The sequence below is a fragment of the Zobellella endophytica genome, from assembly GCF_003012775.1.
Taxonomy (GTDB): domain Bacteria; phylum Pseudomonadota; class Gammaproteobacteria; order Enterobacterales; family Aeromonadaceae; genus Oceanimonas; species Oceanimonas endophytica.
The window spans coordinates 192,258-217,860 of sequence record NZ_PXYG01000007.1 but is presented as its reverse complement, the minus strand read 5'-3'; the positions used below and the strand labels follow the sequence as shown (position 1 = coordinate 217,860).

Genomic DNA, 25,603 nt, shown 5'->3' with positions numbered 1-25,603 from the left:
TAGGTCACTGCCAGGCACCCAATTTAGTATCTGACTATACGGCTTTTGCGGAGCGGTAGTTCAGTTGGTTAGAATACCGGCCTGTCACGCCGGGGGTCGCGGGTTCGAGTCCCGTCCGCTCCGCCATTACCTCAAAGCCCTGACCGATTGGTCAGGGCTTTTCGTATTGTCTGCGCCGGACTACTGGATGAAGTCGGCACGCGGCGCCTCCGCTGTAAAGGCGGTGCCTTTGCCACTCGGCCATCAAACACAAAAAGCCACCTCCGGGTGGCTTTTTTGTTTTAAGTTACCTCGGATCTTCGGTGTCGCAGCCCTGCGATTTGGATCACACTTTATTAACAGCCCACCTTCTGTTTTTTTCTTTTATCTCATTTAAATTCAATCTCTTGTGCTTATTTTAGTCTTTCTGGTCAGCTTCTGGCGAGATTTTGCGGTTGCCAGTACTGTTAATGGAATGTATATATAATTATGAATTCATAATGATGTTGGCGGCAGCATCTTACCCGAGGAGAAGGCAATGGATAGCAATGTACACTCTTTTGGTCACAATTTTAAAAAGAGTTTGTTGGCAGTAATGCTGGGGGCCGGCCTCTTTGCCGGGACGGCGGGGGCCGAGACCCTGAGGGTGGCGGGCAACTTTGCCGCCGATCACTCCAGCAGCCTGGCGATGGAAGTGTTCAAGCAGGAAGTGGAAAAGGCCACCGCTGGCGATATCAAGGTGCACCTGTTTCCGGCCATGCAGCTGGGCGGTGCTTCCGAAAATGTGGATCAGGTGCGCTCCGGGGTACTGAGCATGACCTGGATCGGGGTTTCCTTCCTGTCCCGTACCGTGCCCGAGCTGGAGGCGGTCAGCCTGCCTTTCGTATTCAAGGACAGGGAAACCGCGTTCAGGGTGATCGACGGCCGGGTCGGCGAGCTGCTCAACGACAAGCTGGCGGACAAGGGCTTTGTTGCCCTGGGCTTTATGGAGCTGGGTCCGCGCCATATCACCAATAGCGTCAAGCCCATCGACTCCATCGATGATTTCGAGGGGCTCAAGATCCGTCTGCAACCGAACGAAACCCACCTCAAGACCTTCCGTGCCCTGGGCGCCAGCCCGACCTCCATGGGCATCAACGAAGTCTATTCCGCCCTGCAACAGAAGGTGATCGACGGCCAGGAAAATCCCTTCAGCATCATCCGCAAGAACAACTACCAGGAAGTACAGCAATACCTGACCGACACCGGCCACTTCTTCGACTTTATCGTGGTGGTGGCCAACAAGAAGCATTTCGACAAGCTCTCCGCCGAAGAGCAGCAGCTGATGCGTGACGCCATGGTCAAGGCGGTACAGTGGCAGCGGGAAAAGGCGGCGGAAGAGGATCTGCTGTCCCGGGAGCAACTGGTGGCCGCCGGCATGCAGCTGAACCAGGTCAGCCCCGAACTCTACCAACAGATGCAGCAGCAGACCACCGGCATCATCGAGGAGCTGAAAGCTCGCCTGGGTGACGAACTGGTCGATGCGGTGCTGGAGGATGCCAAGTCATGAAAACCGGTCATTCCGATCAGGCCGGCATGCTGAGCGGACCTTCGCCCCTGCCTTCGCCGGCCGCGGCCCTGCGCCGCTGCCTGCTGGGGCTGGACGGGCTGTCCCGTTACGCCATCTGCACCAGCATGGCGATCATGGTGTTGTTGGTGTCGGCCCAGGTGTTCTGCCGCTATGTATTGTCCGAGTCCATCGACTGGGCCGACGAAATGTCCCGCCTGGCCTTCGTGTGGGCGGTGTTCCTCGCGATTCCCCACGGCCTGAAGCAGGGCGTCCATGTGGGCATCGACGTGCTCATCAACCGGCTGCCGGCCCGGCTGCAGGAGGGGCTGGCCCGACTGATGCTGGCGGTCAGCGGCGTGTTGATGGTGGTGGTGTGTTACCAGGCGGTGCTGGTGGCCATCGACGGCTGGGGCGAGCTGATGCCGACGGTGCCGGTGAGTGCATCGGTATTCTACGTGCCGGTGATGCTGAGCTGCGGCCATGCCCTGCTGCACCTGCTGTTCATGGCCTGGCAGGGCACCCGTGTCTGGGCCGACGATGAGGAGGAGGCAGCATGACCACCCTGGCGATTATCACCTTCCTGATCCTGGCGTTGCTGGGCATGCCCCTGGCCTTCGCCCTCGGGCTGGCGGCCCTAGGCGGCCTGGCCTACAGCGGCATCGAGCTGTCGGTCATGCCCCAGCGCATGATGCACGCGGTCAACTCCTTTCCGCTGATGGCGATTCCGCTGTTCATGCTGGCGGGCGAGCTGATGGTCGGCGGCCAGGTGATGCAGCGCACCATCGACTTCGCCAATGCCTTCGTCGGCCGGGTCAAGGGCGGGCTGGCCCATGTCACCCTGCTGTCCGGGCTGGGTCTGGCCTCGGTGACCGGTGCCGCCGTAGCGGGTGCCAGCGCCCTGGGCACCACCATGATGCCGGCGATGAAAAAGCATTACGACGCGGGCTTTGGCTCGGCGGTAGTGGCGTCCGCCTCCAACCTGGGGCCCATTATTCCCCCCAGTGCGGCGATGATCGTCTACGCCCTGATGGCCGGCTCCTCGGTGTCGGTGGGCGGCCTGTTCATGGCCGGCGTGGTGCCCGGCATCCTGCTGGTGGTGGGCATGATGGCGCTGTCGAGCTGGATTGCGCACCGCAAGGGCTATGCGCCTACCGGCGAGCCCTTCAGCCTGAAGAACCTGCTGCTGCAAACCCGGCGGGCAGGGGCCATCATGCTGATGCCGGTGGTGGTGATCGGCGGCATCGTCGGCGGTGTCTTCACCGCTACCGAAGGCGCGGCCATCGCGGTGATCTACGCTTTTGTCATCGGCAAGTGGGTGACCCGCAAGCTGGCTTGGGCCGATCTGCCGGGCTGCATGTTCCGGGCGGCACTGACCTCGGCCGTGGTCGGTGCCCTGATCGCCTTCGCCACGCCGCTGACCTTCCTGTTCACCATCGACCTGATCCCGATGCGGCTGTCGGAATTCATCCAGGCGCTGACCGACAACCCCCATCTGTTCCTGGCGCTGGTAATGGCCATGCTGCTGGTAGTGGGCATGTTCCTGGAGTCGAACGCAGCCTACATCATGCTGGTGCCGCTGTTCGCCCCCATCGCCCTGGCCTACGGCATAGACCCGCTCTACTTCGGGTTCCTGTTCGTGTTCAACCTGGTGATCGGCATGATGACACCGCCGGTGGGGGTACTGTTGTTCGTGATGTGCGGTATCGCCAAGATCCCCATGTCCCAGTTGCTGCGCTACGTCTGGCCCTTTATTGCGCTTCAGTACCTGGTGCTGGTGTTGTGCTGGATTTTCCCCGGGATAGTGACGGCCCTGCCGCGTGCCCTGGGTTATTGATGACTTAATGTGATGACTAACAAGGAGCAAGTGATGACTGATCGTACTTTATTGGGTGTGCTGACCCCTTCTTCCAATACCACCCTGGAGCCGGTCACCGCCGACATACTGCACGGCGTGAGCGGCGTCAGCGCCCATTTCGGCCGGCTCAAGGTGACCGAGATCTCGCTTACCGACCAGGCCCTGAGCCAGTTCGACAACGAGCCTTTTCTGCAGGCCTCCCGGCTGCTGGCGGATGCCCGGGTACAGTCCATTACCTGGAGCGGGACTTCTTCCGGCTGGCGGGGATTCCAGGACGATGAGATCCTGTGCCGGGCCATTACCGAGGCCACCGGCATTCCGGCCACCACCTCGGTGCTGGCGCTGAACGAGCTATTCGCCATCACCGGGGTCAAGCGCTTCGGTCTGGTCACCCCCTATCTGCACGAGGTGCAGCAAAAGGTGATCAACACCTATGCCGCCGCCGGCTACGAGTGCGTGGCCGAACGCCACCTCAACGACAGGGGCAACTTCTCCTTCTCACAGGTGAGCGAAGCCACCATCGAGGAGATGATCCGCGCCGTGGCCCGCGAACAGCAATGCGATGCCATCACTGTCTTCTGTACCAATTTGCGCGGTGCCCGGGTGGCGGCGGATCTGGAGCAGGAGCTGGGTATTCCCATCTACGACACCGTGTCCACCGGGGTGTGGAAGGGCATGCTGCTGGCCGATCGGGATCCCGCCCAGGTCAAAAATTGGGGCAATTTATTTTCACTTAAGCCATAATTATATATTATGTAATGCAGAGCCCCGGCCGGTCCGGGGCTTTCACGCTGGCAGGCCGGGGCGGACAAGACCGGGATCACCCTTGCGGGGTCCGGACGTATCGCTTTTACCGGCAACAGATTAAGGTAAGCGGCCTACAAAGCAATAACAACAGGAGCACGATGATGGCTACAGCAATCAATACCCTGGGGAGAAACTCTCTGCGTCGTCGTTCGCTGCACGAAGAGGTGGCCGATTGCGTCCGCACCATGATTATCGAGGGCGAGCTCAAGGAAGGGGAGCGCATCAACGAGCCGGCGCTGTGCAAGCAGCTGGATATTTCCCGTACCCCCCTGCGGGAGGCGCTGAAGGTGCTCAACTCGGAAGGCATGGTCACCATAGAGCCGAACCGGGGCGCCCGGGTGTCGACCATCACCCCCGAGGAAATCCGCGAACATTTTGAAGTGATCTGCTCCCTGGAGCGCCGGGCCGCCGAGCTGGCCGCCCTGCGGGCGACCGAAGCGGAGCTGACCCGGCTGGGGCAGCTGCAGGACAAGCTGGAGCAATACCACCAGGAGCAGGACAAGCACCAGTATTTCGAGATCAACCAGCATATCCACCGGCTGATCATCGAGCTGGCCGGCAACGAGACCCTGACCCAGCTGCACCACCAGCTGATGAACCGGGTCAGCCGTGGCCGCTACCTGGCCATCGGCTTTCATCACCGCTGGGAAGAATCGGTGGCCGAGCACCGGGCCCTGCTGGAGGCATTGCAGGCGCGGGACGGCGAGCGGGCTGGCCGCATCCTGGCCGAGCACGTGATGCATACCGGCGATCTGCTGGTCAGGGAGCTGGAAGACAAGCAGCAACGGCTCGGCTGAGTACCGCGCACAGGGTCTGTGGCCGGACCCTGAGCATTCCGTTTTTCCCCCTTCTCCCACACTGCCTCACCTGCCGTCGCCCTGGAATAGCGATCCGTTTGAACGCTGGCAAAGAGAAGAGACCAGCCCTGTTGCCTCTTTCAAGCCCCGGCGCCACCTGAAGGGGGGCCAGCAGGCGACACTGGAGTGATAGGGAGGACAAAGGACGCTGCTCAGCCGACCTTCTGTTTCAGGGATGAAACAGAGAGCGTACAGGGAGGTATTCATAGCGTGTCGGCGGAGTAGTGCCCTTTGGCCGACAGCCTGTACTCCGCCGGCAGTCAACAACACTTCCGACCGAAGGGATAATGGGGCGGCCTGATTGTTAAGTGATATGGCCCCTCTGGCGCTCCCGCCGGGCCGGCGTTTTTCCCTCCTTCATCTCCTTTTGATCCCATTGGCCGTTATGCCAGCCCTGCCGTCCCATCACCATATTTAACTTAATTTTTACATTTTGAGATCTTCTTCACATTAACTTCTCCCGGGATTTGAATACGGTGCACATGGATGATTAATTACGCATACATAATTATGAATTAAAGATTCATGCAGCAATACACCGACAGGGAGGAAGGAGTCATGTCCGAGTTTGATCTGGTGATCCGCCATGGCCGCATCGCCACCGCGGCCGATATCACCGACTGTGATCTGGGGATCCGCGACGGCCGCATCGTGGCCATGGGCCTGAACCTGGCGCCGGGGCGGGAAGAGCTGGATGCCAGCGGCCTGCTGGTGCTGCCGGGCGGGGTCGATGGCCACTGCCACCTGGACCAGCCGATGCCGGACGGCCTGCGCATGGCGGACGACTTTTTCACCGGCACCCGCTCCGCCGCCTGCGGCGGCACCACCACGGTGATGCCCTTCGCCGCCCAGGAGAAGGGCCAGTCGCTGAAGGCGGCGGTGGCAGACTACCACCGCCGGGCCGAGGGCAAGGCGGTGATCGACTACGCCTTCCACCTGATCGTGAGCGACCCCACCGAGACGGTGCTGAAGGAAGAGCTGCCGGAACTGATCCGCCAGGGCTGCACCTCGTTCAAGATCTACATGACCTACGACGACCTCAAGCTCAACGACGGCCAGATCCTGGACGTGCTGGCGGTGGCCCGGGCCGAGGGCGCCATGGCGATGATCCATGCGGAAAACGCCGACTGCATCAGCTGGCTGACCCGGCGCCTGCTGGATGCCGGCCACAGGGCGCCGCGCTTCCATGCCGCCGCCCGGCCCATGCTGGTGGAGCGGGAGGCTACCCACAGGGCCATCGCCCTGTCCGAGCTGGTGGACGTGCCCATCCTGATCGTGCACGTGTCCGGCGCCGAGGCGGTGGAGCAGATCCGCTGGGCGCGCAGCCACGGCATCAGCATCTATGCGGAAACCTGCCCCCAGTACCTGTTCCTCACCGCCGAGGATCTGGGGCTGGACGGCTACGAGGGCGCCAAATGCGTGTGCAGCCCGCCGCCCCGGGACCAGGCCAACCAGCAGGTGATCTGGGACGGGCTGGAAGACGGCCTGTTCACCATCTTCTCCTCGGATCACGCTCCCTTTCGCTACGACGATCCCCAGGGCAAGAAGCCGAACGGCGAGGAAGTCGCCTTTCCCTATATCCCCAATGGTATCCCCGGGCTGGAAACCCGGTTGCCGCTGCTGTTCTCGGAAGGGGTGAACAAGGGCCGCATCAGCCTCAACCGCTTCGTGGAGCTGACCGCCACCAACCCGGCCAAGCTGTACGGCCTCTATCCGCAGAAGGGCAGCATAGCGGTGGGCGCGGACGCGGACATCGCGCTCTGGGACCCGAACCGGCAGGTCACCATCCGCAACGAGCTGCTGCACCATGACGTGGATTACACCCCCTACGAGGGCCGCACTGTCACCGGCTGGCCGGTGCTGACCCTGAGCCGGGGCAGGGTGGTGTGGCGGGACGGCGAGGTGCTGGGCCAGGCCGGCCAGGGCCGCTTCCTGCCCTGCGGCAAGCCGGAGATGGCCAAGCCCAAGGTGCGTTACTGAACGGATACGGAGTATTTAGGGCCCGCGGGCCCTTACCGGAGGCCCTGCCTCCATCATCAAGGCAGTTCAAGGAGTGAGACATGTCATACAAGAGCGGGCGTCACTTTCTGCAGATCCCCGGGCCCTCACCGGTACCGGACCGGATACTGCGCGCCATGGACAACCCGGTGATCGACCACCGGGGGCCCGAGTTCGCCGAACTGGGCCAGGCGGTGCTGGCGGGCATCAAGCGCATCTTCAAGACCGAGAGCCCGGTGGTGATCTATCCCGCCTCCGGCACCGGGGCCTGGGAGGCGGCGCTGGTCAACACCCTGAGCCCCGGCGACCGGGTGCTGATGTGCGAAACCGGCCAGTTCGCCACCCTCTGGCACGAGCTGGCCGGCAAGCTCGGGCTGGAGGTGGAGTTCATCCCCGGCGACTGGCGCCACGGCGCCGATCCGCAGGCCATCGCCGAGCGCCTGCGCCGGGATGACGGCCACCAGATCCAGGCGGTGTGCGTGGTGCACAACGAAACCTCCACCGGGGTGACCAGCCGCATCGGCGACATTCGCCGGGCCATCGACGAGGCCGGCCATCCGGCGCTGTTCATGGTGGACACCATCTCAGGCCTGGCCTCGGCGGATTACCGCCACGACGAATGGGGGGTGGATGTCACCATTTCCGGCTCCCAGAAAGGCCTGATGCTGCCGCCGGGCATCAGCTTCAACGCCCTGAGCGACAAGGCCCTGGCGCGCGCCAAACAGGCCCGGCTGCCCAGGTCCTACTGGGACTGGAGCGCCATGCTGGCCAGCAACGCCACCGGCTACTTCCCCTACACCCCGGCCACCAACCTGCTGTACGGCCTGAAGGAAGCCATCCATATGCTGGAGGTGGAGGGGCTGGACCACGTCTTCGCCCGCCACCAGCGCCATGCCGAGGCCACCCGCCGGGCGGTGCAGGCCTGGGGCCTGGAGGTGCTCTGCCTCAACCCGGCCGAGCACAGCCCGGTGCTGACCACGGTGCTGCTGCCCGAGGGCCACGACGCCGACCGGTTGCGCCGGCTGATCCTGGAGCGGTTCGACATGTCGCTCGGCGCCGGCCTCGGCAAGCTCAAGGGCCGGGTGTTCCGCATCGGCCACCTGGGCGCCATCAACGATCTCACCCTGCTCGGCACCCTGGCCGGGGTGGAGATGGGGCTGGCCTGTGCCGGCGTGCCGCACCGGCCCGGCGGCGTGCAGGAAGCCATGCGTTTCCTCGCCGACCGCTGAGCCCGTTTCGGTGGTCCGCCCCGGGCGGGCCACCCCGGATGCAATCCGCATGTTCAAGGAAGGAGTACCTCACGATGAGAAAGTTACTGTTAGCCACCCTGCTCGGCACCACCCTCGCCGGCACCCCGGCCCTGGCCGAAACCATCAACCTCAAGGTGATCGGCCAGCCCCTGGCCACCGGCCTTATCCAGAAGAACAAGGAGCAACCCTTCTTCGAGACCCTGGCGGAAAAGACCGGGCTGCCGCTCAGCATCAACTACAAGCCGCTGGACACCACCGGCATCAAGGACGTGGAGCAGCTGCGGGTGCTGAAATCCGGCCTGTTCGATCTGATTTCATTGCGCATGTCCCAGGTTTCCCGGGACGAGCCGACCATCCTCGGCCTGGATCTGGTGGGCCTGAACCCGGACTTCCAGCAGGGCCGGCGGGTGGTGGAAGCCTACCAGGACACGGTGGACCAGCGCTTGCAGGAGCGGTTCAACACCAAGCTGCTGGCGGTCTGGCCCTTCGGGCCCCAGGTGTTGTTCTGCAAGCACCCCATCAACAGCCTGGCGGACGTCAAGGGGCTCAAGGTGCGGGTCTATGACCAGAACCTGGCCCAGTTCGTGGAATCGGTGGGCGGGGTGCCGGTGCCGGTGGCCTTCGGCGACGTGCACCAGAGCCTGGCGCTCGGCATGATCGAATGCGCCATCACCGGCCCGAGCTCCGCCAACTCCGCCGGCTGGCCCGAGGTGACCACCCATATGCTGCCGCTCGGCTTCCAGCTGGCGCTGAACGGCTACGGCATCAACCTCAAGACCTGGAACAAGCTGACCCCGGAGCAGCAGCAGCGGCTGCAGGCGGCCTTCGACGAGCTGAACGAGGACATCTGGAGCTATTCGGAAGAGCTGTTCCTGGACGCCAGCCGCTGCAACGTGGGCGCCGAGCCCTGCACCACCGGCACCCAGTACGACCTGGTGGACGTACCGGTGAGCGAGGCGGATCTGGCCACCCTGGCCAGCACGGTGCAATCCGTGTCCTACCCCACCTGGGCCGAGCAGTGCAATAAAACCAACCCCGACTGTGCCGCCAACTGGCAGCGGGATCTGGCGGATATCGCCGGGCTGTAATGTCCCGGCGCGGGCGGGGTGGTCCCGCCCGCGTCGCTACAAGGAGAGGTTGAAATGAAGCGAATCGAGCAACTGGCCAGCCTGGTGTTCGGCGGTGTCTTTCTGCTGCTGTCGATGCTGATCGCGGTGGAAACCCTGCTGCGCAAATTTTTCAAGGTATCGCTGCAGGGGGTGGACGAACTCAGTGGCTATGCGCTGGCGGTGGGCGCCACCCTGGCCTTTACCATCGCCCTGTTCGGGCGGGCGCACATGCGCATCGACATCTTCCACGAACGGTTGCCGGCGGGGTTGCAGAGCCTGCTCAACTGGCTGTCGGCCCTGTTCATGAGCGGCCTGGGGCTGTTCATGGCCTGGGTGTGCCTGAGCGTGGTGCGCGAGACCCTGGACTACGGCAGCACCTCCCAGACCCCCTGGGCCACGCCGCTGATCTACCCCCAGGGAGTGTGGATAGCGGGGCTTTCGGTGTTCGCCCTGGTGGCCCTAGGCTACGGCCTGCGCGCCAGCTGGCTGCTGGCCAGGGGCGACGCGCCGGCGCTCAACCGGGAGTTCAATCCCAAGGGCGTGAGTGAAGAGCTCAAGGCCGAGCTGGACGACTTCGCCCAGCGCCAGCAACAGGCCGATGACGGCATGACACCGGTATTGGCCGGGGAGGGAGTAAAATGAGCGTCACCACCGTATTTATCGGCTTTTTCGCCATGCTCGGCATGCTGCTGCTGGGCCTGCCCATCGCCGTGGCCATGGCCCTGATCGGGGTGATCGGCGGCCTGATGGTGTTCGGCGGTGCCTTTATCGACTCCATCGGCGCCGTGGTGTGGAGCGTGCACAACGAGGCCCTGCTCACCGCCATCCCGCTGTTCATCCTGCTCGGCGAGCTGCTGCTGCGCAGCGGCATCGCCGACAAGATGTTCCTGGCCATGGCCGCCTGGCTGGGCCGCCTGCCCGGGGGGCTGCTGCACACCAACATCGGCTCCTGCGCCCTGTTCGCCGCCACCTCCGGCTCCTCGGTGGCCACCGCCGCCACCATCGGCACCGTCGCCCTGCCTTCGCTGAAGGAGCGCAACTATTCCATGCGCCAGTCGCTCGGCAGCCTGGCCGCCGGCGGTACCCTGGGCATACTGATCCCGCCCAGCGTCAACATGCTGATCTACGGCTCGCTCACCAACAACTCCATCGGCAAGTTGTTTATGGCGGGGTTGGTGCCCGGCATCCTGCTCAGCCTGCTGTTCATGGTCTATATCGGCTTCGCCAACATGGGCAGCAACAGCGTGCGGGAAGAACGGCTGCCCCTGGCCGAGAAGCTCAGGCTCTCACGCCACCTGATCCCGCCGGCGGTGGTGTTCGGCATCGTCATGGGCAGCATCTACACCGGCCTGGCCACCGCCACCGAGTCCGCCGCACTGGGGGTGATGACGGCGCTCTACTTCGCCTGGCGCTCGGGCCGGCTGTCGCTCGCCTTCCTGCAGGAGTGCTTCGTGCAGACCGCGCGCATCACCGGCATGATACTGCTGATCATCACCGCCGCCTTCGTGCTCAACCTGACCATCAGCCTCACCGGGGTGGTGGACGAGCTGACCGCCTGGGTCACCTCCTTCGGGCTCAGCGCCACCGGCCTGCTGCTGCTGCTGATCCTGTTCTACCTGGCGCTCGGCATGTTCATGGACGTGCTGTCGATGCAGGTGCTGACCATTCCCATCACCTATCCCATCGTCACCGCCCTGGGCGTGGATCCCATCTGGTACGGGGTGTTCGTGGTGCTGATGTGCGAGCTGGCGCTGATCACCCCGCCGGTGGGCATGAACCTGTTCGTGGTGCAGAGCGTGCGCAAGGACGGCGGTAACATCAGCGACGTGATGTGGGGAGTGGTGCCCTTTATCCTGATCATGATGCTGTTCACCCTGAGCCTGATGATGTTCCCGGAGATCGCCCTATGGCTGCCCAACATGATGTAACCCAGAGCTGGCGCCTGGGCGCCCTGGAGCTGGCGGCGGCCTACGCCGCCGGCACCCTGACCCCGCTGGCGGTGGTCGAGGCGCTGGGCGAACGCATCGCCCGGCTTAATCCGAAACTCAATGCCCTGATCACGATAAACCCGACCGCCAGGGAAGACGCCGCCGCCGCCACCGCACGCTGGGCCGAGGGCAACCCCCTCAGCCCGCTCGACGGGGTGCCGCTCACGGTCAAGGACCACCTCAACGTCGAGGGCCTGGCCACCACCTGGGGCAACCGGGCGCTGGCGGGCCGGATTGCCGAGGAGGACGAACTGGCGGTGGCCCGCTGCCGGGCGGCGGGGCTGGTGATCCTGGGCAAGACCAACGTGCCCGAGTTCACCCTGGAGGGCTATACCGACAACGCCCTGTTCGGGGTGACCCGCAACCCCTGGAACCCGGCGCTGACCCCGGGCGGCTCCAGCGGCGGCGCGGTGGCGGCGGTGGCGGCGGGGCTCTGCCCGCTGGCGCTGGGCACCGATGGCGGCGGCTCCATCCGCCGGCCGGCATCCCACACCGGCCTGGTGGGGCTCAAGCCCTCCATCGGCGCCGTGGCCCGGGCCGGCAGCCTGCCCCAGGTGATGCTGGACTTCGAGGTGGTGGGCCCGCTGGCGCGCACCGCGGCGGACGCCGAGGCGCTGTACCGCGTCATCGAAGGTCCCGACCGGCGGGATCAGGGCTCCCTGTGGGCCCGGCCGGCGACCAGCGCCGGGCCGCTGCGGATCCTTTACGTACCGCGCTTCGGCGAGCAACCGTTGGATCCGGAGATAGCGGAGAGCGTCGAGCGGGCGGTGGCGGTGCTGGAAGGGCTGGGCCACCGGGTGACCCGGGGCGCGCTGCCCTTCGGCCTGGAGGCGGTGGACCGCTTCTGGCCGATGATGGGAGCGGCGGCGGTGGCGGCCATCTTCGCCGCCTTGCCACAAGCCGAGCCGGTGGCCGCCGAGCGCTTCCGGGCCCTGGCCGCGCAGGGACGGCAGCTGCCGGCGGCGGACTACCTGGGCGGCTGGGAGGGCATCCGCCGTTTCCGGGAGCGGGTGAGCCGGGCCTTCGAGGCGGTGGACATCATCATCACCCCCTCGGCGGCGGCACTGCCCTGGCCGGCGGCGCAGGCGTATCCGCCGGAGATCGCCGGCCAGGCGGTGGGACCGCGGGGCCACGCCATCTACACCGGCTGGGTCAACGCCTGCGGGCACCCGGCCATCAACCTGCCGGCGCCGCCCTCGGCGGGCGGCCTGCCCATCGGCTTCCAGCTGGTGGGCGCTTTCGGCCAGGACGCGCAGCTGCTGCAACTGGCGGCGGACTATGAACGAGCAAACGGACGGGGCTGGCGCTGGCCGGCCCTGGTGGAGCAGACCACGACAGGATGACCAGGATGGAACAACAGGAGATGCAACAGGCGGTGGCATTGGTGCTGGCCGCCTACCGGGGCGGCCAGCAGTTCGACACCCCGGCGGAGGCGGTGGGGCCGCAGACGGTGGCCCAGGCCTACGCCGTCCAGGACGGGGTGGCGCGGGCGCTGTGGCCGGGGCAGCGCACCCGCTGCTGGAAGGTGGGGGCGCCCAACAAGGACAGCGAGCCCTACAGCGCGCCCATCCCGCCCCGACGGGTCCACGCCAGTGGCGCCCGCCTGAGCGGGGATGACTTTCACATGATCGGCATCGAGGCGGAGCTGGCGTTCCGGGTGACCCGCCCCCTGCCGCCCCGGGCCTTCTTGTATGAGGAGGCCGAGGTGCGGGCGGCGCTGGGCGAGCTGTGTGTGACCATCGAACTGGTGGACACCCGGCTGCGCCAGTGGCAGCAGGCCGGCGCCCTGTGGCGGCTGGCGGACAACCAGATCAACGGGGCGCTGATCGTCGGCGGCGGCATCAGCGACTGGCAGGGGCTCGAGCTGGCGCAACGGCCGCTGGTGCTGACGGTGAACGGCGAACAGCTGGCCGAGCAACGCGGCGGCCACCCGCTGGGGGATCCGGCGAGCCTGCTGGGCTGGTCGGTGAACCACCTGGTGGCGCGCAACCAGGGACTGGAGCCCGGGGATCTGATCACTACCGGTAGCTGGACCGGGATGCGCTTTATCGCCCCCGGCGCCGAGGTGTGCGCCCGCTTCCCGGGTATCGGCGAGGCCAGGGTCAGGATAGACTGAGTCCCGCGTCCGTTCCGGGCCGGGCCCGGGTAAGGAGTTCATCATCGCCTGGTTACTTCCCGGCGGCCTCTGCGCCGCCATACTGCTGGCCCTGCTGCTGCCCGGCCCCGGGCTCTGGCTGGCCCAGTGGCAGCCGCTGCCCTGGCTGGTGGCGGTGATCTTCCTGGTCAACGGCCTGCAGAGCCGGCTGCAGGAGCTCAGGCCCGGGCCCGGCTTCGGCCGGGTGTTCCTGGCGGCGCTGGTGATCAGCCTGCTGCTGTCGCCGCTGGTGGGCTGGCTGGTCTACCAGCATGGCGGCCTGGCCCCCGGCCTGGCACTGGGGCTCTTGGTGGTGTCGGTGGTGCCGCCGACGCTCTCGTCCTGCGTGGTGCTGACCCGGCTCAGCGGCGGCCAGGCCCAGTGGTCGCTGTTCATGACCCTGGGGCTGAACCTGCTCGGCATCGTCACCATCCCGCTGATGCTGAGCCTGCTGATCGGCCAGGGCGCGGCGCTCTCGCCCTGGCCGCTGCTGCACAAGCTGTCGTCCATGGTGCTGCTGCCCTTCGTGCTCGGCCTGGTGCTGCGCCAGCTGCTGGGCGGCCTGGTGGTGCGCCGCTGGATGGGGGTGGTGCCGACCCTGAGCGTGGTGATCACCGCCTGGATCACCCTGTCCACCAGCCGGGAGGCGCTGCTGCAGCTGGGCTGGCCGGATCTGCTGGCGCTGGCGGCCTGGTCGCTGCTGCTGCACGGCACCCTGCTGGGGCTGTGCCTGCTGGCGGGGGCCGGGCTCGCGCTGGCCCGGCCGGCCCGGCTGGCGCTGCTGTTCACCGCCGCCCAGAAGACCACGCCGGTGGCGGTGAGCGTGCTGGTGGCGATGAACGCCGCGGGTGGCCTGGCGGTGGTCGGCTGCCTGGTGTTTCACTTCCTGCACATGCTGGCCGACTCCCTGCTGGCCTCGCGCCTGGCTCCCCGGGCGCGGCCCGTTCCGGCGGGCGGCGAGGCCGGCTCATAACCTCAGGCGCGGGCCGATAAAGTCGAGAAAGGCGCCGATGCGGGCGGAGAGGGCGCTGTGCCGGTAGTAGACGGCGTGCACCTGCTCCCGCTCCGGCAGCGGCAGGTATTCCTGCTGCAGCAACGGCACCAGTCGGCCCGCCGCCAGATCCTCTCCTATCATGAAGCGCGACAGGCAGGCGATGCCGTTGCCGGCCAGGGCCAGCTGGCGCAGGGTTTCGCCGCTGCTGGCGGCGATGTCCGGCACCACGGCGCCCCGCGCCAGGGGCCAGCGGTTGAGCCCGCCGCTGCCGATAAAGCCGAGCAGCCGGTGCCGGTCGAGCTCGGCGGCGCTGGCCGGGCTGCCCCGGCGGCGCAGGTAGTCCGGCGAGGCGACGATATGCAGCGGGCTCTCTCCCAGCAGCCGGGCGTGCAGGGTGGAGTCGCTCATGCCGCCGATACGGATGGCAATATCGGTCTGTTTTTCCAGCAGATTGATGATGCCGTCGCTGGAGCTCAGCTCCAGCCGGATGGCGGGGTAGGCCGCACCGAACTCCGCCACCAGCGGCACCAGCTGGTGCAGCACCAGGGGGCTGGCCGCATCCACCCGCAACCGGCCCGAAGGACCGTGGCGGGCGCTGTGCAGGGCCTCTTCCGCCCGGTCGAGCAGGGCCAGGCCCCGGCGCACTTCCTCGCTGAAGCGGCGGCCTTCCTCGGTCAGCTCCACCTGGCGGGTGGTGCGGTTGAGCAGGGTGGTGCCCAGCTGCCGCTCCAGCCGGCTCACCGCCCGGGACACCCTGGCCACCTGTATGCCCAGTTGCTCGGCGGCGGCGGAAAAGCCGCCGCTGTCCACCACCGCCAGCAGCAGCGTCAGATCGTCGGAACGGGTGATCATTGTGATTCCTGCAAATATGATTTGTGCTTTATAGCGTTTTTGACAAAAGTAACCCGGCCTAGAATGCCTCCGTCCCGACCATTACTCAAGCCAAGACGGAGCAAGCCATGCCAGTCGCGTTATTCGCATTAACCCTCAGTGCCTTCGCCATCGGCACCACCGAATTCGTCATCGTCGGCCTGGTGCCGACCATCGCCCAGGATCTGGGCGTGTCCCTGCCATCCGCCGGCCTGCTGGTCAGCCTCTACGCCCTGGGCGTGGCGGTGGGCGCCCCCGTGCTCACCGCCCTGACCGGACGCTGGAACCGCAAGCACCTGCTGCTGGCGCTGATGGCGCTGTTCGTGCTCGGCAACCTGCTGGCCTGGCGGGCGCCGGGCTACGGCTCGCTGATCCTGGCCCGGGTGCTGACCGGCCTGGCCCACGGGGTCTTCTTTTCCATCGGCTCCACCATTGCCACCGGCCTGGTGGCCAGGGAGAAGGAGGCCAGCGCCATCGCCATCATGTTCACCGGCCTGACCGTGGCCCTGGTGACCGGGGTGCCGCTCGGCACCTTTATCGGCCAGAGCCTCGGCTGGCGGGCCACCTTCCTGGTGGTGTCCCTGCTCGGGGTGCTGGCCCTGCTCGGCAGCGCCCTGCTGGTGCCGCGCAACCTGAAGCAGCCGGCGCCCGCCCGCCTGGGCCAGCAACTGGCGGTGCTGGCCCAGCCGCGGCTGCTGCTGGTGTATGCCATCACCGCCATCGGCTACGGCGGCACCTTTATCGCCTTTACCTACCTGGCGGCCATCCTCGAGCAGGAGACCGGCTTCGCCGCCGACACCGTGAGCCTGCTGTTGCTGGTGTACGGGGTGTCGGTGGCGGTGGGCAACCTCTGGGGCGGCCGGCTGGCCGACCGGCTGGGGCCGGTGCGGGCGCTGAACATCGTCTTCGCCGGCCTGGCGCTGGTGCTGTTGGTCTTTACCTTCAGCGCCGGCCACCCCTGGGCGGCGGTGCTCACCCTGCTGCTGTGGGGCGCCTTCGCCTTCGGCAACGTGCCCGGCCTGCAGCTGTACGTGGTGCAACTGGCCGGGCGGTACAGCCCCCGGGCGGTGGACCTGGCCTCCGGGCTCAACATCGCCGCCTTCAACCTGGGCATTGCCCTGGGCGCCTGGCTGGGCGGCCTGGTGGTGGAACGCGGCGGACTGATGCAGACGCCCTGGATCGGCGCCCTGGTGGTGCTGGTGGCCCTGCTGCTGACCCGGCTGAGCGGTGCCCTGGATGCCCGCGGCGACGCCCTGCCGGCACCGCGAACCCGATGAATCCGGTAGCCGGCGGACGGTTCGCCGTCCGCCGGCTACCCTGAACCCATATCGTTACCGACAACCATCCACAACAGGAGCACAAGATGCAGATACCATCCATGGGGCTGGGTACCTTCCGGCTGAAGGAGCAAGAGGTGGTAGCGGCGGTGAGCACCGGGCTCGAGCTCGGCTACCGCCATATCGACACCGCCCAGATCTACGACAACGAGGCGGAGGTGGGCAGGGCCCTGGCCGCAAGCGGGGTGCCGCGCGGGGAGGTCTTCCTCACCACCAAGATCTGGACCGAGCACCTGGCCCCGGGCCGGCTGATCCCGAGCCTGGAAGCGAGCCTGGCAAAGCTGCAAACGGAGCAGGTGGATCTCACCCTGATCCACTGGCCCTCGCCCCGGGACGAGATACCGGTGGCGGTGTATATGGAGCAGCTGGCCGAGGCCAGGGCGCGGGGGCTGACCCGCCATATCGGGGTGTCCAACTTCACCGTCCGCCACCTGCAGGCGGCGATCGACGCCGTCGGGGCCGACGCCATCCTCACCAACCAGGTGGAGCTGCACCCGCTGTTCCGCAACGAGCCCATCGTCGAGTTCTGCCGCGCCCGGGGCATCCGGGTCACCGCCTACATGCCGCTGGCCTACGGCAAGGTGCTGGAGGAGCCGGTGTTGCAGGCAATCGGCGCGGCCCACGGGGTGAGCCCGGCCTCGGTAGCCCTGGCCTGGCTGCTGCAGGAAGGCCACATCGCCATACCGGCCTCCACCAGGCGGAGCCACCTGCAGGCCAACCTGGACGCCGCCGGGCTGCGGCTGAGCGAGGCGGAACTGGCCCGGGTGCGCGGCATTGCCACCAATCAACGGCTGGTCAGCCCCGATTTCGGTCCGGCCTGGGATTGAGCATAAAAAGGGCGGAGATGACTCCGCCCAACACCACAACAGGAAACAGGCCCGAACCGGTCAGCGATCCTTGACCGCCGTCACTTCAATTTCCACCAGCCAGCCGGGGTTGACCAGCCCGGCCACCTGCATGGCGGAACGAGCCGGCAGGCCGGCCTTGCCCTGGCCAAAGTACTCCTTGTAGCCTTCCATAAAGCCGGAAAAATCCATCTTGCCGTCGAGTTCCGGGTCGCCCACCAGGAAGACCTGCATCTTGACCACGTCGCTCAGTGCCATGTCCCGGGCTTCCAGAATCGTCTTGATTCGTTCGATGACACCGATGGTTTGCTGCCGGGTGTCGCCGAAGGCGGCCTTGCTGTTGCCATCTGCATCGGCGTCGATCACCGGGGGAACCTGGCCGCTGACATAGAAGGTGGTGACGTCCCCGGTGACTTCGACCGCCTGTGCGATGGGGAAGTCCGAGTTGGGGATGGGATGGGTGACTATCTCGGCCTGGGCGGAAAAGGCCAGGCCAGAACACAGCGCCAGGGCGCTCAGGGTAAAAATCGGTTTCATGGTGTATTCCTCGTTAAACAGGGTCAGTTCTGGGTGCGGACCTGCATGCGGTCGACCACTTCACTCTTGGTGCTGCTCTGGCGTATCGCCGCCACTTCCCGCTCGGAAATGGCGGCCGCCTCGTTACCCCAGTGGCTGCGGATGTAACTCAGGATGGCGGCTATCTTGTGGTCGGGCAGAGACTGGGCAAAGGCAGGCATGCCGCCCCGTCCGTGCAACACCACCCGCAGCACCTGCTCGCCGCTGCCCTGCACCAGGGCGTTACCGGCCAGGGCGGGGAATGCTCCCGGTATGCCCTGGCCCTGGGCCTGATGGCAGGCCATGCAGTTCTGCTGGAACAGCTGCTCGCCCTCGTTGCCCGCTTGTGCTAGGCCGGAACCCAGCAGCAGGGCCATGCTTATGCTGATAATGCGCATCCTTCGCTCCTCAGGCCTGCTGGGCCATGGCATGCAGCTTGGCCATTTGCTGCCAGGACGATTCGATGGCCCCGGCCATCCAGCCGGTCAGGTAGCTGAGGTGCTCGCCGGCCAGCAGTACCCGCCCTTCGGCGTTCAGCAGGGTGGGGTAGGCGGTGGCCCTGGCCTGATCGTTCCATTCGGCCCAGCCGCCCAGGTTGTACTTGACCCTGTGCCAGGCCACGGAAAAGGACGACTCGCAGGAAGACTGGTAGGCACCGGGAAAGATCTTCTCGCCGGCCTCCAGGGCGAAGCGGGTGCGCTCTTCCAGGCTTTTGGCGCTCACTTCCGCCGCGTTGGCGCCGAAGTTGTAGTAGCCGAGCAGTACGCCTTTGGCGCTCTGCCACTGGTCGGAGGGCAGGGAGATATTGCCGATGCCCTTGAGGTTGGTCCTGATATGGCCGCCGTAGATAAAGTGATCCTCTTCCCAGAAGCGGCGTTTCATTTGCAGCCCTATCTTGCAGGTGGGCTCGTAGGCGACCTGGCCGATGGCGTCGCTGAAGGTCGGGGAGAAGTCGGTGTCGATATGGCGCAGCACCGACAGCGGGATGGTGCACAGGCAGTAGTCGGCGGCCAGCTCGAAATCGCCGTTGTCGGCGAGCTGCTTACCGCTGATAATCACCTGATCTCCATGCTGGCGGATACGGCCGACTTCCATGCCGTAGCGGATCCGGTTGCCCACCCGTTGCTCGAACGCCCTGGCTATCCTGTCCATGCCGCCGACCGGCTGGAACATGGTGGCCTGCTGGGTAAAGCTGTGTACGCTGCGATAGACATGGCCCATGCCGGAGGCCAGCAAATCCTTCAGCGCCAGCGGATCCGAGGCTTCGCCCGGGCCGGGTTCGGTACCGGCGCCCGGGTTCACCTTGTAGCCGCGGCCACCGGTACCCTGGTAGCTGAAATCACTGGCGGACAGGTAGCCCTCGTTGACCAGGTAGTCGAGCAGCTTTTTCTTGTCGTCCCCGGTCAGGGGCAGATCCAGCTGACTGGCGTGGATGGACTTGGCCAGCAACTCGTTCACTTGGCCGCGCAAGTCCGCCTTGATCTCGAACTGGCGCACCGGCTTGTTGGCGAGCGGGCCGTCCACGTCCTCGAAATAGAGGTAGGCCGCATCGTTGTCGTTGACGAAGGTCTCCAGCGGCACCCCGAACTCACGGGTGTAATGCAGGGTGGATTGGTGATTGAAGGGGATGCGCCAGGGGCCGTGATTGATATAGTAGCTTTCGTCGAACCGGCATTGCTGCTCTTCGCCGCCCAGCTCGGTCAGCCGGAAGCCGGCGCGGGCGGTCTGGCAGCGGCCGCCGGCGAAATCCCGCGCTTCGAGAATGGTGCATTGGTAGCCAACCTTGCCCAGCTCATAGGCGGCGGTCATGCCCGCCAGGCCGGCGCCCAGGATCAGCACCGTCTTGCCATTGCCCGAGCCCGACAGCATGGGAGGGGAAACGGCCCTGGAAGACATGTCCATGCCCCAGGCCTTCATGGTGCCCATCACCAGGCCGGTACCGCCCATTACCGCGACTTTCATCAGGAAGTCCCGCCGGGTTTGCGGCAGGGATAACAACTTGTCATTCATGCTCTGTCCTTATTGTCAGTGTTCCGTTTGGCGCTATGTTTCTTAGCAACGGTCGTGCCAGAAAGTGAAAGGTGGGATCTGCGGGACAGATAACGGCCGGGAGCAATAGGGGAGAATCCGGTGGCAGGGCTCGCCCCTCCTGGATTTCAAGGGATGATGGTGGCTCAAGATCCTGAATAAAAAAGATCACTCCATTCCTTGATCTGTGTTTTGTTGGAGTTGTAGTGACTTACACTGCCGTTAGGACAGAAAGTAGAGAGTGCACCCTTTATGCTCACTGGAAACTCACCTATCACTAAAGTGGTGCATTTGGGCGAATTGTGTCCGGAGCCGGATTGCCCCCGGACTGGGGGCTCGTACTGTTTCCAAGGCGGGGTCCGTCCATTGGGCCGACGATGATGTTCCAGGTTGAGGTATTGGCTTCAAGACCGGATCGAAAATCGTTCCACCGCCTGACGGATGCGCAGGCCGATGGCGGCCATGTCGCCGTCGTCGACCAGTTGGGTCGGGGTCAGCCAGGTGCCGCCGCAGCAGGGCACCCGCGGCAGCGCCAGGTAATTGCCGGCGTTGTCCGGGGTCAGGCCGCCGGTGGGCATCAGACTGATCTGCTGGTAGGGGGCGAGCAGGGCCTTGACCATGCCGACACCGCCCGAGGCCTCGGCGGGAAAGAACTTGAGCAGGGTCAGATCCAGTTCCAGGGCCTGCTCGATCTGGCTGGGGCTGTTGATACCGGGAATAAAGGGCACCCCCAGCGCCTGGCAGGTCCGTACCGTCCTGGGGTTGAGGCCCGGCGCCACCATGAATTCGGCACCGGCCGCCAGGGCGGCTTCGGCCTGGTCACCGTTGAGGATGGTGCCGGCGCCGATCAGCAGCTCGGGCCTGGCCTGTTTCATCCGGTGGATGGCCTCGGCGGCGCCGTTACTGCGGAAGGTCACTTCCGCCACGGCCAGGCCGTTGTCCGCCAGGGCGTGAGCCAGGGCCGGCGCCTGTTCGATATTGTTGATCTGGATCACCGGGATGATCTTGAAACGGGCCAGGGTGGCGGCCAGTGAGTTGTGCTGTGACATGGGACTTCCTTATAGCAGGGAAAACATGGCATCCAGGGGAATGATGGCGCCGGGATGCTGGATAACGATGCCGGCCAGTTCATGGCCCAGCCGGGCGGCGACGGCCGGCGCTTCACCCGCGAGGCGGGCCGACAGGTAGCCGGCGGCGAAGGAATCGCCGGCGGCACAGGTGTCCACCACCGAGGCGACCGGCACCGGGGCTTGTGAAAAACGCTCCCGGCCGAGGGCGATCAGGCAGGGAGCGGCGCCCCGTTTGAGCACCAACTCCCGGCAGCCGGCCCCCTGCCAGCGTGCGATCAGAGCGTCGGTGGCTTCATCGGGGTAGAGGGACTGTTCGTCTTCTTCGGTCAGCAGGGCCAGGGTGACCAGAGGCGCCAACCGGTCGTGCCAGTGACGGGCCTCGCCGGCCGGGCACAGCCGGGGGCGGTAGTTGTTGTCGAAGATCACCGCCATGCCGCGCTCCCGAGCCTGCCGGGCACAGGCCAGCAGACGCTCGCGGCCGGCGGGCGGCAGTATGGCCAGGCTGATGCCGCTCAGGTAGAAGACATCCCAGTGATCCCGGACCAGGCTTTGCTCCAGTGGGGTGCCCGGCTCGGCGAAGTAGCCGCGCACCGGGCTGTTGGCGCGCCAGTAGTGGAAATAACGTTCCCCGCCGGGGCTGGTGGTGACCAGGTAGAGCCCGGGGGTGCCGCCCGGCAGGCGGCTGACCAGGCGACAGTCGATACCTTCCTCCTGCCAGGACCGGAGCAGCTCGGCGCTGAGCTCGTCGTCGCCCAGGGCGGTGGCATAGGCCACCCGGTGGCCGTGGCGGGGGCCGAGCCGGGACAGGTACAGGCAGGTATTGAGGGTGTCGCCGCCGAAGCGCAGCGCCAGCGGGGCACCGGCGATCTCCAGCATGCACTCACCAAAACCGATGATGTTCATAGGGGTCTCCAGGCGGCCGCAGCCGCCTTTTCAATCAGGCTGTCTTGGTGGCGCCGCTCTTGGGAGCCGGCCGCAGACCGGCGGTTTCCATCTGTTCCCGCTCCTCGGTCAGCAACCGCAGGGCTTCCTCGGGGCTGACCTTGTTGGCCGGGGTGAGCAGGCTGATCACCGTTCCGGACAGGGCCGCCACCAGCACCGAGGGGATGCAGGGGTTGCCCCAGTAGGCGTTCCAGTCGGCATTGAGGATCACCGCGAAGGAGGCGACGGAGGCGCCGACCAGGGTGGCGATGGCTCCCTGCCAGTTGTAGCGCTGCCAGTAGCGGCCGAGCAGGGCGCAGACGAACATGCCCGACATCACGGTGGAGATCATCCGGGTGATGTAGGTGATGATGTCGTTGGAGGTCAGGGCAAAGGCCAGCGCCAGGCCGATCACCGTGATCAGGGCGATGCGGGAATAGGCGATGGTTTTTTCCTCTGTCGGCATGCGGCCGGTCACCAGTATGTAGAGATCGCGCAGCATGATCGACACCCCGGCGATGGCGTCCGAGCTGGCGGAGGACATGGTGGCCGACAGGCCGGCGATCAGCACCACCAGGGCCAGGCCGGCGGGCAGCACGGTGGCGGCCACGAAGGGGAAGGCGAAGTTGTTGTTGTCCAGCCCCGGATCGATGACGTGGGCGGCCATGCCGATGATGGCGGGCAGGGCGGCGAAGAACAGGTAGAGTACCCCGGAGATCACGAAGGAACGGCGTACCGTGGCGACATCCTTGCCGGAATAGATACGCTGGCGGAAGGAGGGGGTGGCCAGCACGCCCACCCCGACCACCACGGCCAGCGACAGGGCGGGCAGTGCACCCAGCTTGTCCACCGCGAAGGGCGTCAGCACGGCGGGATCCAGGCCCTGGTAGAGGTTGTTCCAGCCGCCGATATAGTGCACGGCGCCCAGGGCCATCAGGATAAAGCCGAAGAACAGCACCACCGCCTGAATGGTGTCGGTCCAGACCACGGCGGTGTAGCCGCCGATCACCACATAGATGGTGAAGGCCAGAGCGATAAACAGCTTGGCTACTGTCATGTCGATGCCCGTGGCCCAGGACAGGTACAGGCTGCCGCCCAGGATATGGGCGCCGAGCCAGCCGATGCAGGCCACGAAGATCAGCACCCCCACCAGGTTCTTGACCAGCCGGTTGGCGCCCACGTAGGTAGGACAGCTCCTCACTCATGGTCATGAAGCGCAGCTTGCGCACCGGGGCGAACCACCAGGCGGTGAGCAGTATGCCGACGGCGCCGCCGATGCCGTAGAGCATGCCGGCCCAGCCGTTGGCATAACCGAAGCCCACGGCACCCATGCTGGAGCCGGTGCCCACCATGGTGGCGACCGTGGTGCCCAGGGTGAGGAAGAGGGGAAGGGAGCGGCCGCCGAGCAGGAAGTCGGTGCCGGTGCGGTGCCGGCGGGAAACCCGCCAACCCAGCCAGATCATGAAGATAACGTAGGCAATGAAGCCGCTCAGAAACAGTGTACTGTCCATAACACACCTTTTATAATTGCGTCGCTAAAACATTTGATTGATTTGGGCACCGCTCGTCGGTGCCGCTTTTTTATCCGGCGGCACCCGGCCGCCATCCGCCTTATTGGGGCGTCTTGTAACAGGTCAGATCCACTTCCACCTTGCAGTCCACCACCAGGTCGGCCACGGCGCAGATGCGGGCGGGGGGATGCTCGCCGAAGTACTCGCGGAACACCTTGTTGAAAGAGGTGAAGTAGCGGGCATCGGTGAGGATCACCTTGACGTGGACGATGTGCTCCAGGCCGAAGCCAGCATCGCGCATGATCTCCAGGCAGTTTTCGATGGCCAGCCGCGACTGCTCCACGATACCGCCCTCGACCACCTCGCCGTCCTTCATCGGGGTCTGGCCCGATACATACAGCCAGCCGCCGGCTTCCACCGCCCGGGCGAAGGGCAGGTGCTGCCCGCCGGTGCCGGTGCCGCCTTCGATGCCGTAACGCTTGATACTCATTGTTGTTCTCCTCGATGGTGTTTGGGATAAAGAAAACGTCCCCGCCGCTCGCCGGTGGCCTGGCCCTGCCGGTAGCAGGGGAGGCCGTTGACCAGTACCAGCTCGATGCCGGGGGCCGGGGTGCAGGGGCGTTCAAAGGTGGCGCCGTCCCGGATCCGTTCGGCATCGAACAGCACCAGATCGGCGAAATAACCGGGCCGGACCAGGCCGCGGTCCACCAGCCCGAAACGGCGGGCGGACAGGCCGGTCATCTTGTGCACCGCCTCGCTCAGGGAAAACAGCCGCTGCTCCCGACAGTAGTGACCCAGCACCCGGGGAAAGGCGCCCCACAGGCGGGGATGCGGGTGCGGATCATTGGGCAGGCCGTCGGAGCCGACCATGGTCAGGGGGTGGGCGAGCACCCGGCGCACGTCGTCTTCCGCCATGCAGTGGTAAACGGCGCCGGCGGGCATCAGCCGCTCCGCCGCCTGCAGCAGGGGCAGCTCCCACCCGGCCGCGATCTCGGCCAGGGTGCGGCCAGACAGCTCCGGATGGGGCTCAGACCAGGTGATGAAAATCTCGAAATCGGCGGTGACCTGTTTCAGATCCAGGGTCGAGGAACTGGCGGCGTAGGGGTAACAGTCGCAGCCCACCTCCTGATGCCGGGCCGCCTGCTCCAGAGCCGCCAGGGTCTGCACCGTCCGGCCCCAGTTGCCGGCACCGGCGCACTTGAGGTGGGAGATGACCACGGGCACCCGGCCATGGCGGCCGGTGGCGAAGGCTTCTTCCATCGCCTCCAGTATGCCTTCGAACTCGGTGCGCAAATGGGTGGTGTAGAGGGCGCCGTGGGCGGACAGCTCCTCCACCAGGGCCATTACTTCCTCGCTGGGCGCCGCGTTGGCGCTGGCGTAGGCGAGGCCGGAACTCAACCCCAGGGCACCCTGCTCCAGGGCCTGCCGCAACTGGGCGCGCATGGCGGCGATCTCCGCCGGGCGGGCCGGGCGGAACAGGTCGTCCATCTGGTTCTGGCGCAGGGCGGTGTGGCCGACCAGGGCGGCCACGTTGACCGCCGGCCGGGCCCGGTTGACGGCCGCGATGTAGTGGCCCAGGGTGGGATAGCGGAAATCTTCCCGCTGGCCCAGCAGGTTCATGGGATCGGGCGGGTTGCCCATCAGGGTCACGGGGGCGGCGCTGATGCCGCAGTTGCCGACGATCACCGTGGTCACCCCCTGGCTCAGCTTGGGCAGCATCCCGGGGGTGCGGATGACATTGGTGTCGTCGTGGGTGTGCACGTCGATAAAGCCCGGCGCCAGTACCAGCCCCCGGCCGTCTATCCGCTGCTCGGCCTCGCCCGGCAGCTGTTCGCCGACGGCGGCGATGCGCTCGCCCTGGACGGCCACATCGGCAATCCGGGGCGGGGCGCCGGTGCCATCTACCAGTGTGGCCTGGGTGAAGATGATGTCGTAGTGCATAACCG

Annotated in this window: 24 protein-coding genes and 1 tRNA gene; 16 read left to right on the top strand and 9 right to left on the bottom strand. The window is 65.9% G+C overall.

Features of this window, described 5'->3' with window-relative positions; all coding sequences use genetic code 11:
* The first annotated feature begins 49 nt into the window (after positions 1-49).
* The 14 genes from C7H85_RS15580 (at position 50) to C7H85_RS15515 (ending at position 14,499) form a co-directional block, all read left to right on the top strand.
* Positions 50-126 (top strand) — tRNA-Asp (locus C7H85_RS15580).
* Between the two features lie 448 nt (positions 127-574).
* Positions 575-1,528, top strand: a complete 954-nt coding sequence (locus tag C7H85_RS15575) for a TRAP transporter substrate-binding protein (RefSeq protein WP_245879691.1) — start codon at positions 575-577, stop codon at positions 1,526-1,528.
* Entirely contained in the window at positions 1,525-2,085 is a 561-nt protein-coding gene (locus tag C7H85_RS15570) for a TRAP transporter small permease (protein WP_106730611.1), read from the top strand. The genes C7H85_RS15575 and C7H85_RS15570 overlap by 4 nt, the downstream gene beginning before the upstream one ends.
* A complete protein-coding gene (locus tag C7H85_RS15565) occupies positions 2,082-3,362 on the top strand; it encodes a TRAP transporter large permease (RefSeq protein ID WP_106730610.1) in 1,281 nt (426 codons plus the stop codon). Before C7H85_RS15570 ends, C7H85_RS15565 begins: the two co-directional genes overlap by 4 nt.
* A gap of 33 nt (positions 3,363-3,395) precedes the next feature.
* Positions 3,396-4,127, top strand: a complete 732-nt coding sequence (locus C7H85_RS15560; RefSeq protein ID WP_106730609.1) for a maleate cis-trans isomerase family protein — start codon at positions 3,396-3,398, stop codon at positions 4,125-4,127.
* 164 nt (positions 4,128-4,291) lie between these two features.
* Positions 4,292-4,987 carry a GntR family transcriptional regulator gene (locus tag C7H85_RS15555; protein ID WP_106730626.1) on the top strand — a complete coding sequence of 232 codons (696 nt, stop codon included), beginning with the start codon at positions 4,292-4,294 and terminating at the stop codon, positions 4,985-4,987.
* A gap of 618 nt (positions 4,988-5,605) precedes the next feature.
* Positions 5,606-7,027 carry a dihydropyrimidinase gene (gene hydA, locus C7H85_RS15550; protein ID WP_106730608.1) on the top strand — a complete coding sequence of 474 codons (1,422 nt, stop codon included), beginning with the start codon at positions 5,606-5,608 and terminating at the stop codon, positions 7,025-7,027.
* A gap of 80 nt (positions 7,028-7,107) precedes the next feature.
* On the top strand, positions 7,108-8,274 hold the full coding sequence (locus C7H85_RS15545; RefSeq protein ID WP_106730607.1) for a pyridoxal-phosphate-dependent aminotransferase family protein: 1,167 nt from the start codon (positions 7,108-7,110) through the stop codon (positions 8,272-8,274).
* A 74-nt stretch (positions 8,275-8,348) separates the two neighbouring features.
* Positions 8,349-9,383, top strand: coding sequence for a TRAP transporter substrate-binding protein (locus C7H85_RS15540; RefSeq protein WP_106730606.1), 1,035 nt, complete (start codon positions 8,349-8,351; stop codon positions 9,381-9,383).
* A gap of 54 nt (positions 9,384-9,437) precedes the next feature.
* On the top strand, positions 9,438-10,046 hold the full coding sequence (locus C7H85_RS15535; RefSeq protein WP_106730605.1) for a TRAP transporter small permease subunit: 609 nt from the start codon (positions 9,438-9,440) through the stop codon (positions 10,044-10,046).
* A complete protein-coding gene (locus tag C7H85_RS15530; RefSeq protein WP_106730604.1) occupies positions 10,043-11,332 on the top strand; it encodes a TRAP transporter large permease in 1,290 nt (429 codons plus the stop codon). The genes C7H85_RS15535 and C7H85_RS15530 overlap by 4 nt, the downstream gene beginning before the upstream one ends.
* On the top strand, positions 11,311-12,735 hold the full coding sequence (locus tag C7H85_RS15525) for an amidase (protein WP_106730603.1): 1,425 nt from the start codon (positions 11,311-11,313) through the stop codon (positions 12,733-12,735). The genes C7H85_RS15530 and C7H85_RS15525 overlap by 22 nt, the downstream gene beginning before the upstream one ends.
* Before the next feature lie 5 nt (positions 12,736-12,740).
* Positions 12,741-13,508 (top strand): 2-keto-4-pentenoate hydratase, encoded by a 768-nt coding sequence (locus C7H85_RS15520; protein ID WP_106730602.1) that lies wholly within the window; start codon positions 12,741-12,743, stop codon positions 13,506-13,508.
* A 40-nt stretch (positions 13,509-13,548) separates the two neighbouring features.
* Positions 13,549-14,499 (top strand): bile acid:sodium symporter, encoded by a 951-nt coding sequence (locus C7H85_RS15515; protein ID WP_342749349.1) that lies wholly within the window; start codon positions 13,549-13,551, stop codon positions 14,497-14,499.
* Here C7H85_RS15515 and C7H85_RS15510 read toward each other — a convergent pair.
* Positions 14,494-15,372 carry a LysR family transcriptional regulator gene (locus C7H85_RS15510; RefSeq protein ID WP_106730600.1) on the bottom strand — a complete coding sequence of 293 codons (879 nt, stop codon included), beginning with the start codon at positions 15,370-15,372 and terminating at the stop codon, positions 14,494-14,496. The genes C7H85_RS15515 and C7H85_RS15510 overlap by 6 nt on opposite strands.
* Positions 15,373-15,479: 107 nt before the next feature.
* Between C7H85_RS15510 and C7H85_RS15505 the strand changes: the two genes are divergently transcribed.
* Positions 15,480-16,667, top strand: a complete 1,188-nt coding sequence (locus tag C7H85_RS15505; protein ID WP_106730599.1) for an MFS transporter — start codon at positions 15,480-15,482, stop codon at positions 16,665-16,667.
* Between the two features lie 86 nt (positions 16,668-16,753).
* Positions 16,754-17,554: a 2,5-didehydrogluconate reductase DkgB gene (gene dkgB, locus C7H85_RS15500; RefSeq protein ID WP_106730598.1), complete on the top strand. Its 801-nt coding sequence runs from the start codon at positions 16,754-16,756 to the stop codon at positions 17,552-17,554.
* Positions 17,555-17,614: 60 nt separating this feature from the next.
* Here dkgB and C7H85_RS15495 read toward each other — a convergent pair whose 3' ends face one another.
* The 8 genes from C7H85_RS15495 to C7H85_RS15460 all read right to left on the bottom strand — a co-directional run bounded on the left by C7H85_RS15495 (position 17,615) and on the right by C7H85_RS15460 (position 25,598).
* A complete protein-coding gene (locus C7H85_RS15495; RefSeq protein ID WP_106730597.1) occupies positions 17,615-18,109 on the bottom strand; it encodes a RidA family protein in 495 nt (164 codons plus the stop codon).
* A 23-nt stretch (positions 18,110-18,132) separates the two neighbouring features.
* Positions 18,133-18,525 (bottom strand): c-type cytochrome, encoded by a 393-nt coding sequence (locus C7H85_RS15490; RefSeq protein ID WP_106730596.1) that lies wholly within the window; start codon positions 18,523-18,525, stop codon positions 18,133-18,135.
* 10 nt (positions 18,526-18,535) lie between these two features.
* Complete coding sequence (locus C7H85_RS15485) at positions 18,536-20,137, bottom strand: flavin monoamine oxidase family protein (RefSeq protein ID WP_210433673.1); 1,602 nt, start codon at positions 20,135-20,137, stop codon at positions 18,536-18,538.
* A 422-nt stretch (positions 20,138-20,559) separates the two neighbouring features.
* Entirely contained in the window at positions 20,560-21,204 is a 645-nt protein-coding gene (gene eda / locus C7H85_RS15480) for a bifunctional 4-hydroxy-2-oxoglutarate aldolase/2-dehydro-3-deoxy-phosphogluconate aldolase (RefSeq protein ID WP_106730595.1), read from the bottom strand.
* Between the two features lie 9 nt (positions 21,205-21,213).
* Positions 21,214-22,128, bottom strand: a complete 915-nt coding sequence (locus C7H85_RS15475) for a sugar kinase (protein WP_106730594.1) — start codon at positions 22,126-22,128, stop codon at positions 21,214-21,216.
* A gap of 34 nt (positions 22,129-22,162) precedes the next feature.
* A complete protein-coding gene (locus C7H85_RS15470; RefSeq protein ID WP_210433672.1) occupies positions 22,163-23,347 on the bottom strand; it encodes a sodium:solute symporter family protein in 1,185 nt (394 codons plus the stop codon).
* A gap of 410 nt (positions 23,348-23,757) precedes the next feature.
* Positions 23,758-24,147: a RidA family protein gene (locus tag C7H85_RS15465; RefSeq protein ID WP_106730593.1), complete on the bottom strand. Its 390-nt coding sequence runs from the start codon at positions 24,145-24,147 to the stop codon at positions 23,758-23,760.
* Positions 24,144-25,598, bottom strand: coding sequence for an N-acyl-D-amino-acid deacylase family protein (locus tag C7H85_RS15460; protein ID WP_106730592.1), 1,455 nt, complete (start codon positions 25,596-25,598; stop codon positions 24,144-24,146). The genes C7H85_RS15465 and C7H85_RS15460 overlap by 4 nt, the downstream gene beginning before the upstream one ends.
* Positions 25,599-25,603: the final 5 nt, after the last annotated feature.

What these genes read in the sequence shown, in the direction of transcription:
- C7H85_RS15575 (WP_245879691.1), top strand. Translation starts at nt 575, where the DNA reads ATGCTGGGGGCCGGCCTCTTTGCCGGGACGGCGGGGGCCGAGACCCTG.
- C7H85_RS15570 (WP_106730611.1), top strand. Translation starts at nt 1,525, where the DNA reads ATGAAAACCGGTCATTCCGATCAGGCCGGCATGCTGAGCGGACCTTCG.
- C7H85_RS15565 (WP_106730610.1), top strand. Translation starts at nt 2,082, where the DNA reads ATGACCACCCTGGCGATTATCACCTTCCTGATCCTGGCGTTGCTGGGC.
- C7H85_RS15560 (WP_106730609.1), top strand. Translation starts at nt 3,396, where the DNA reads ATGACTGATCGTACTTTATTGGGTGTGCTGACCCCTTCTTCCAATACC.
- C7H85_RS15555 (WP_106730626.1), top strand. Translation starts at nt 4,292, where the DNA reads ATGGCTACAGCAATCAATACCCTGGGGAGAAACTCTCTGCGTCGTCGT.
- hydA (WP_106730608.1), top strand. Translation starts at nt 5,606, where the DNA reads ATGTCCGAGTTTGATCTGGTGATCCGCCATGGCCGCATCGCCACCGCG.
- C7H85_RS15545 (WP_106730607.1), top strand. Translation starts at nt 7,108, where the DNA reads ATGTCATACAAGAGCGGGCGTCACTTTCTGCAGATCCCCGGGCCCTCA.
- C7H85_RS15540 (WP_106730606.1), top strand. Translation starts at nt 8,349, where the DNA reads ATGAGAAAGTTACTGTTAGCCACCCTGCTCGGCACCACCCTCGCCGGC.
- C7H85_RS15535 (WP_106730605.1), top strand. Translation starts at nt 9,438, where the DNA reads ATGAAGCGAATCGAGCAACTGGCCAGCCTGGTGTTCGGCGGTGTCTTT.
- C7H85_RS15530 (WP_106730604.1), top strand. Translation starts at nt 10,043, where the DNA reads ATGAGCGTCACCACCGTATTTATCGGCTTTTTCGCCATGCTCGGCATG.
- C7H85_RS15525 (WP_106730603.1), top strand. Translation starts at nt 11,311, where the DNA reads ATGGCTGCCCAACATGATGTAACCCAGAGCTGGCGCCTGGGCGCCCTG.
- C7H85_RS15520 (WP_106730602.1), top strand. Translation starts at nt 12,741, where the DNA reads ATGGAACAACAGGAGATGCAACAGGCGGTGGCATTGGTGCTGGCCGCC.
- C7H85_RS15510 (WP_106730600.1), bottom strand. Translation starts at nt 15,372, where the DNA reads ATGATCACCCGTTCCGACGATCTGACGCTGCTGCTGGCGGTGGTGGAC.
- C7H85_RS15505 (WP_106730599.1), top strand. Translation starts at nt 15,480, where the DNA reads ATGCCAGTCGCGTTATTCGCATTAACCCTCAGTGCCTTCGCCATCGGC.
- dkgB (WP_106730598.1), top strand. Translation starts at nt 16,754, where the DNA reads ATGCAGATACCATCCATGGGGCTGGGTACCTTCCGGCTGAAGGAGCAA.
- C7H85_RS15495 (WP_106730597.1), bottom strand. Translation starts at nt 18,109, where the DNA reads ATGAAACCGATTTTTACCCTGAGCGCCCTGGCGCTGTGTTCTGGCCTG.
- C7H85_RS15490 (WP_106730596.1), bottom strand. Translation starts at nt 18,525, where the DNA reads ATGCGCATTATCAGCATAAGCATGGCCCTGCTGCTGGGTTCCGGCCTA.
- C7H85_RS15485 (WP_210433673.1), bottom strand. Translation starts at nt 20,137, where the DNA reads ATGAATGACAAGTTGTTATCCCTGCCGCAAACCCGGCGGGACTTCCTG.
- eda (WP_106730595.1), bottom strand. Translation starts at nt 21,204, where the DNA reads ATGTCACAGCACAACTCACTGGCCGCCACCCTGGCCCGTTTCAAGATC.
- C7H85_RS15475 (WP_106730594.1), bottom strand. Translation starts at nt 22,128, where the DNA reads ATGAACATCATCGGTTTTGGTGAGTGCATGCTGGAGATCGCCGGTGCC.
- C7H85_RS15465 (WP_106730593.1), bottom strand. Translation starts at nt 24,147, where the DNA reads ATGAGTATCAAGCGTTACGGCATCGAAGGCGGCACCGGCACCGGCGGG.
- C7H85_RS15460 (WP_106730592.1), bottom strand. Translation starts at nt 25,598, where the DNA reads ATGCACTACGACATCATCTTCACCCAGGCCACACTGGTAGATGGCACC.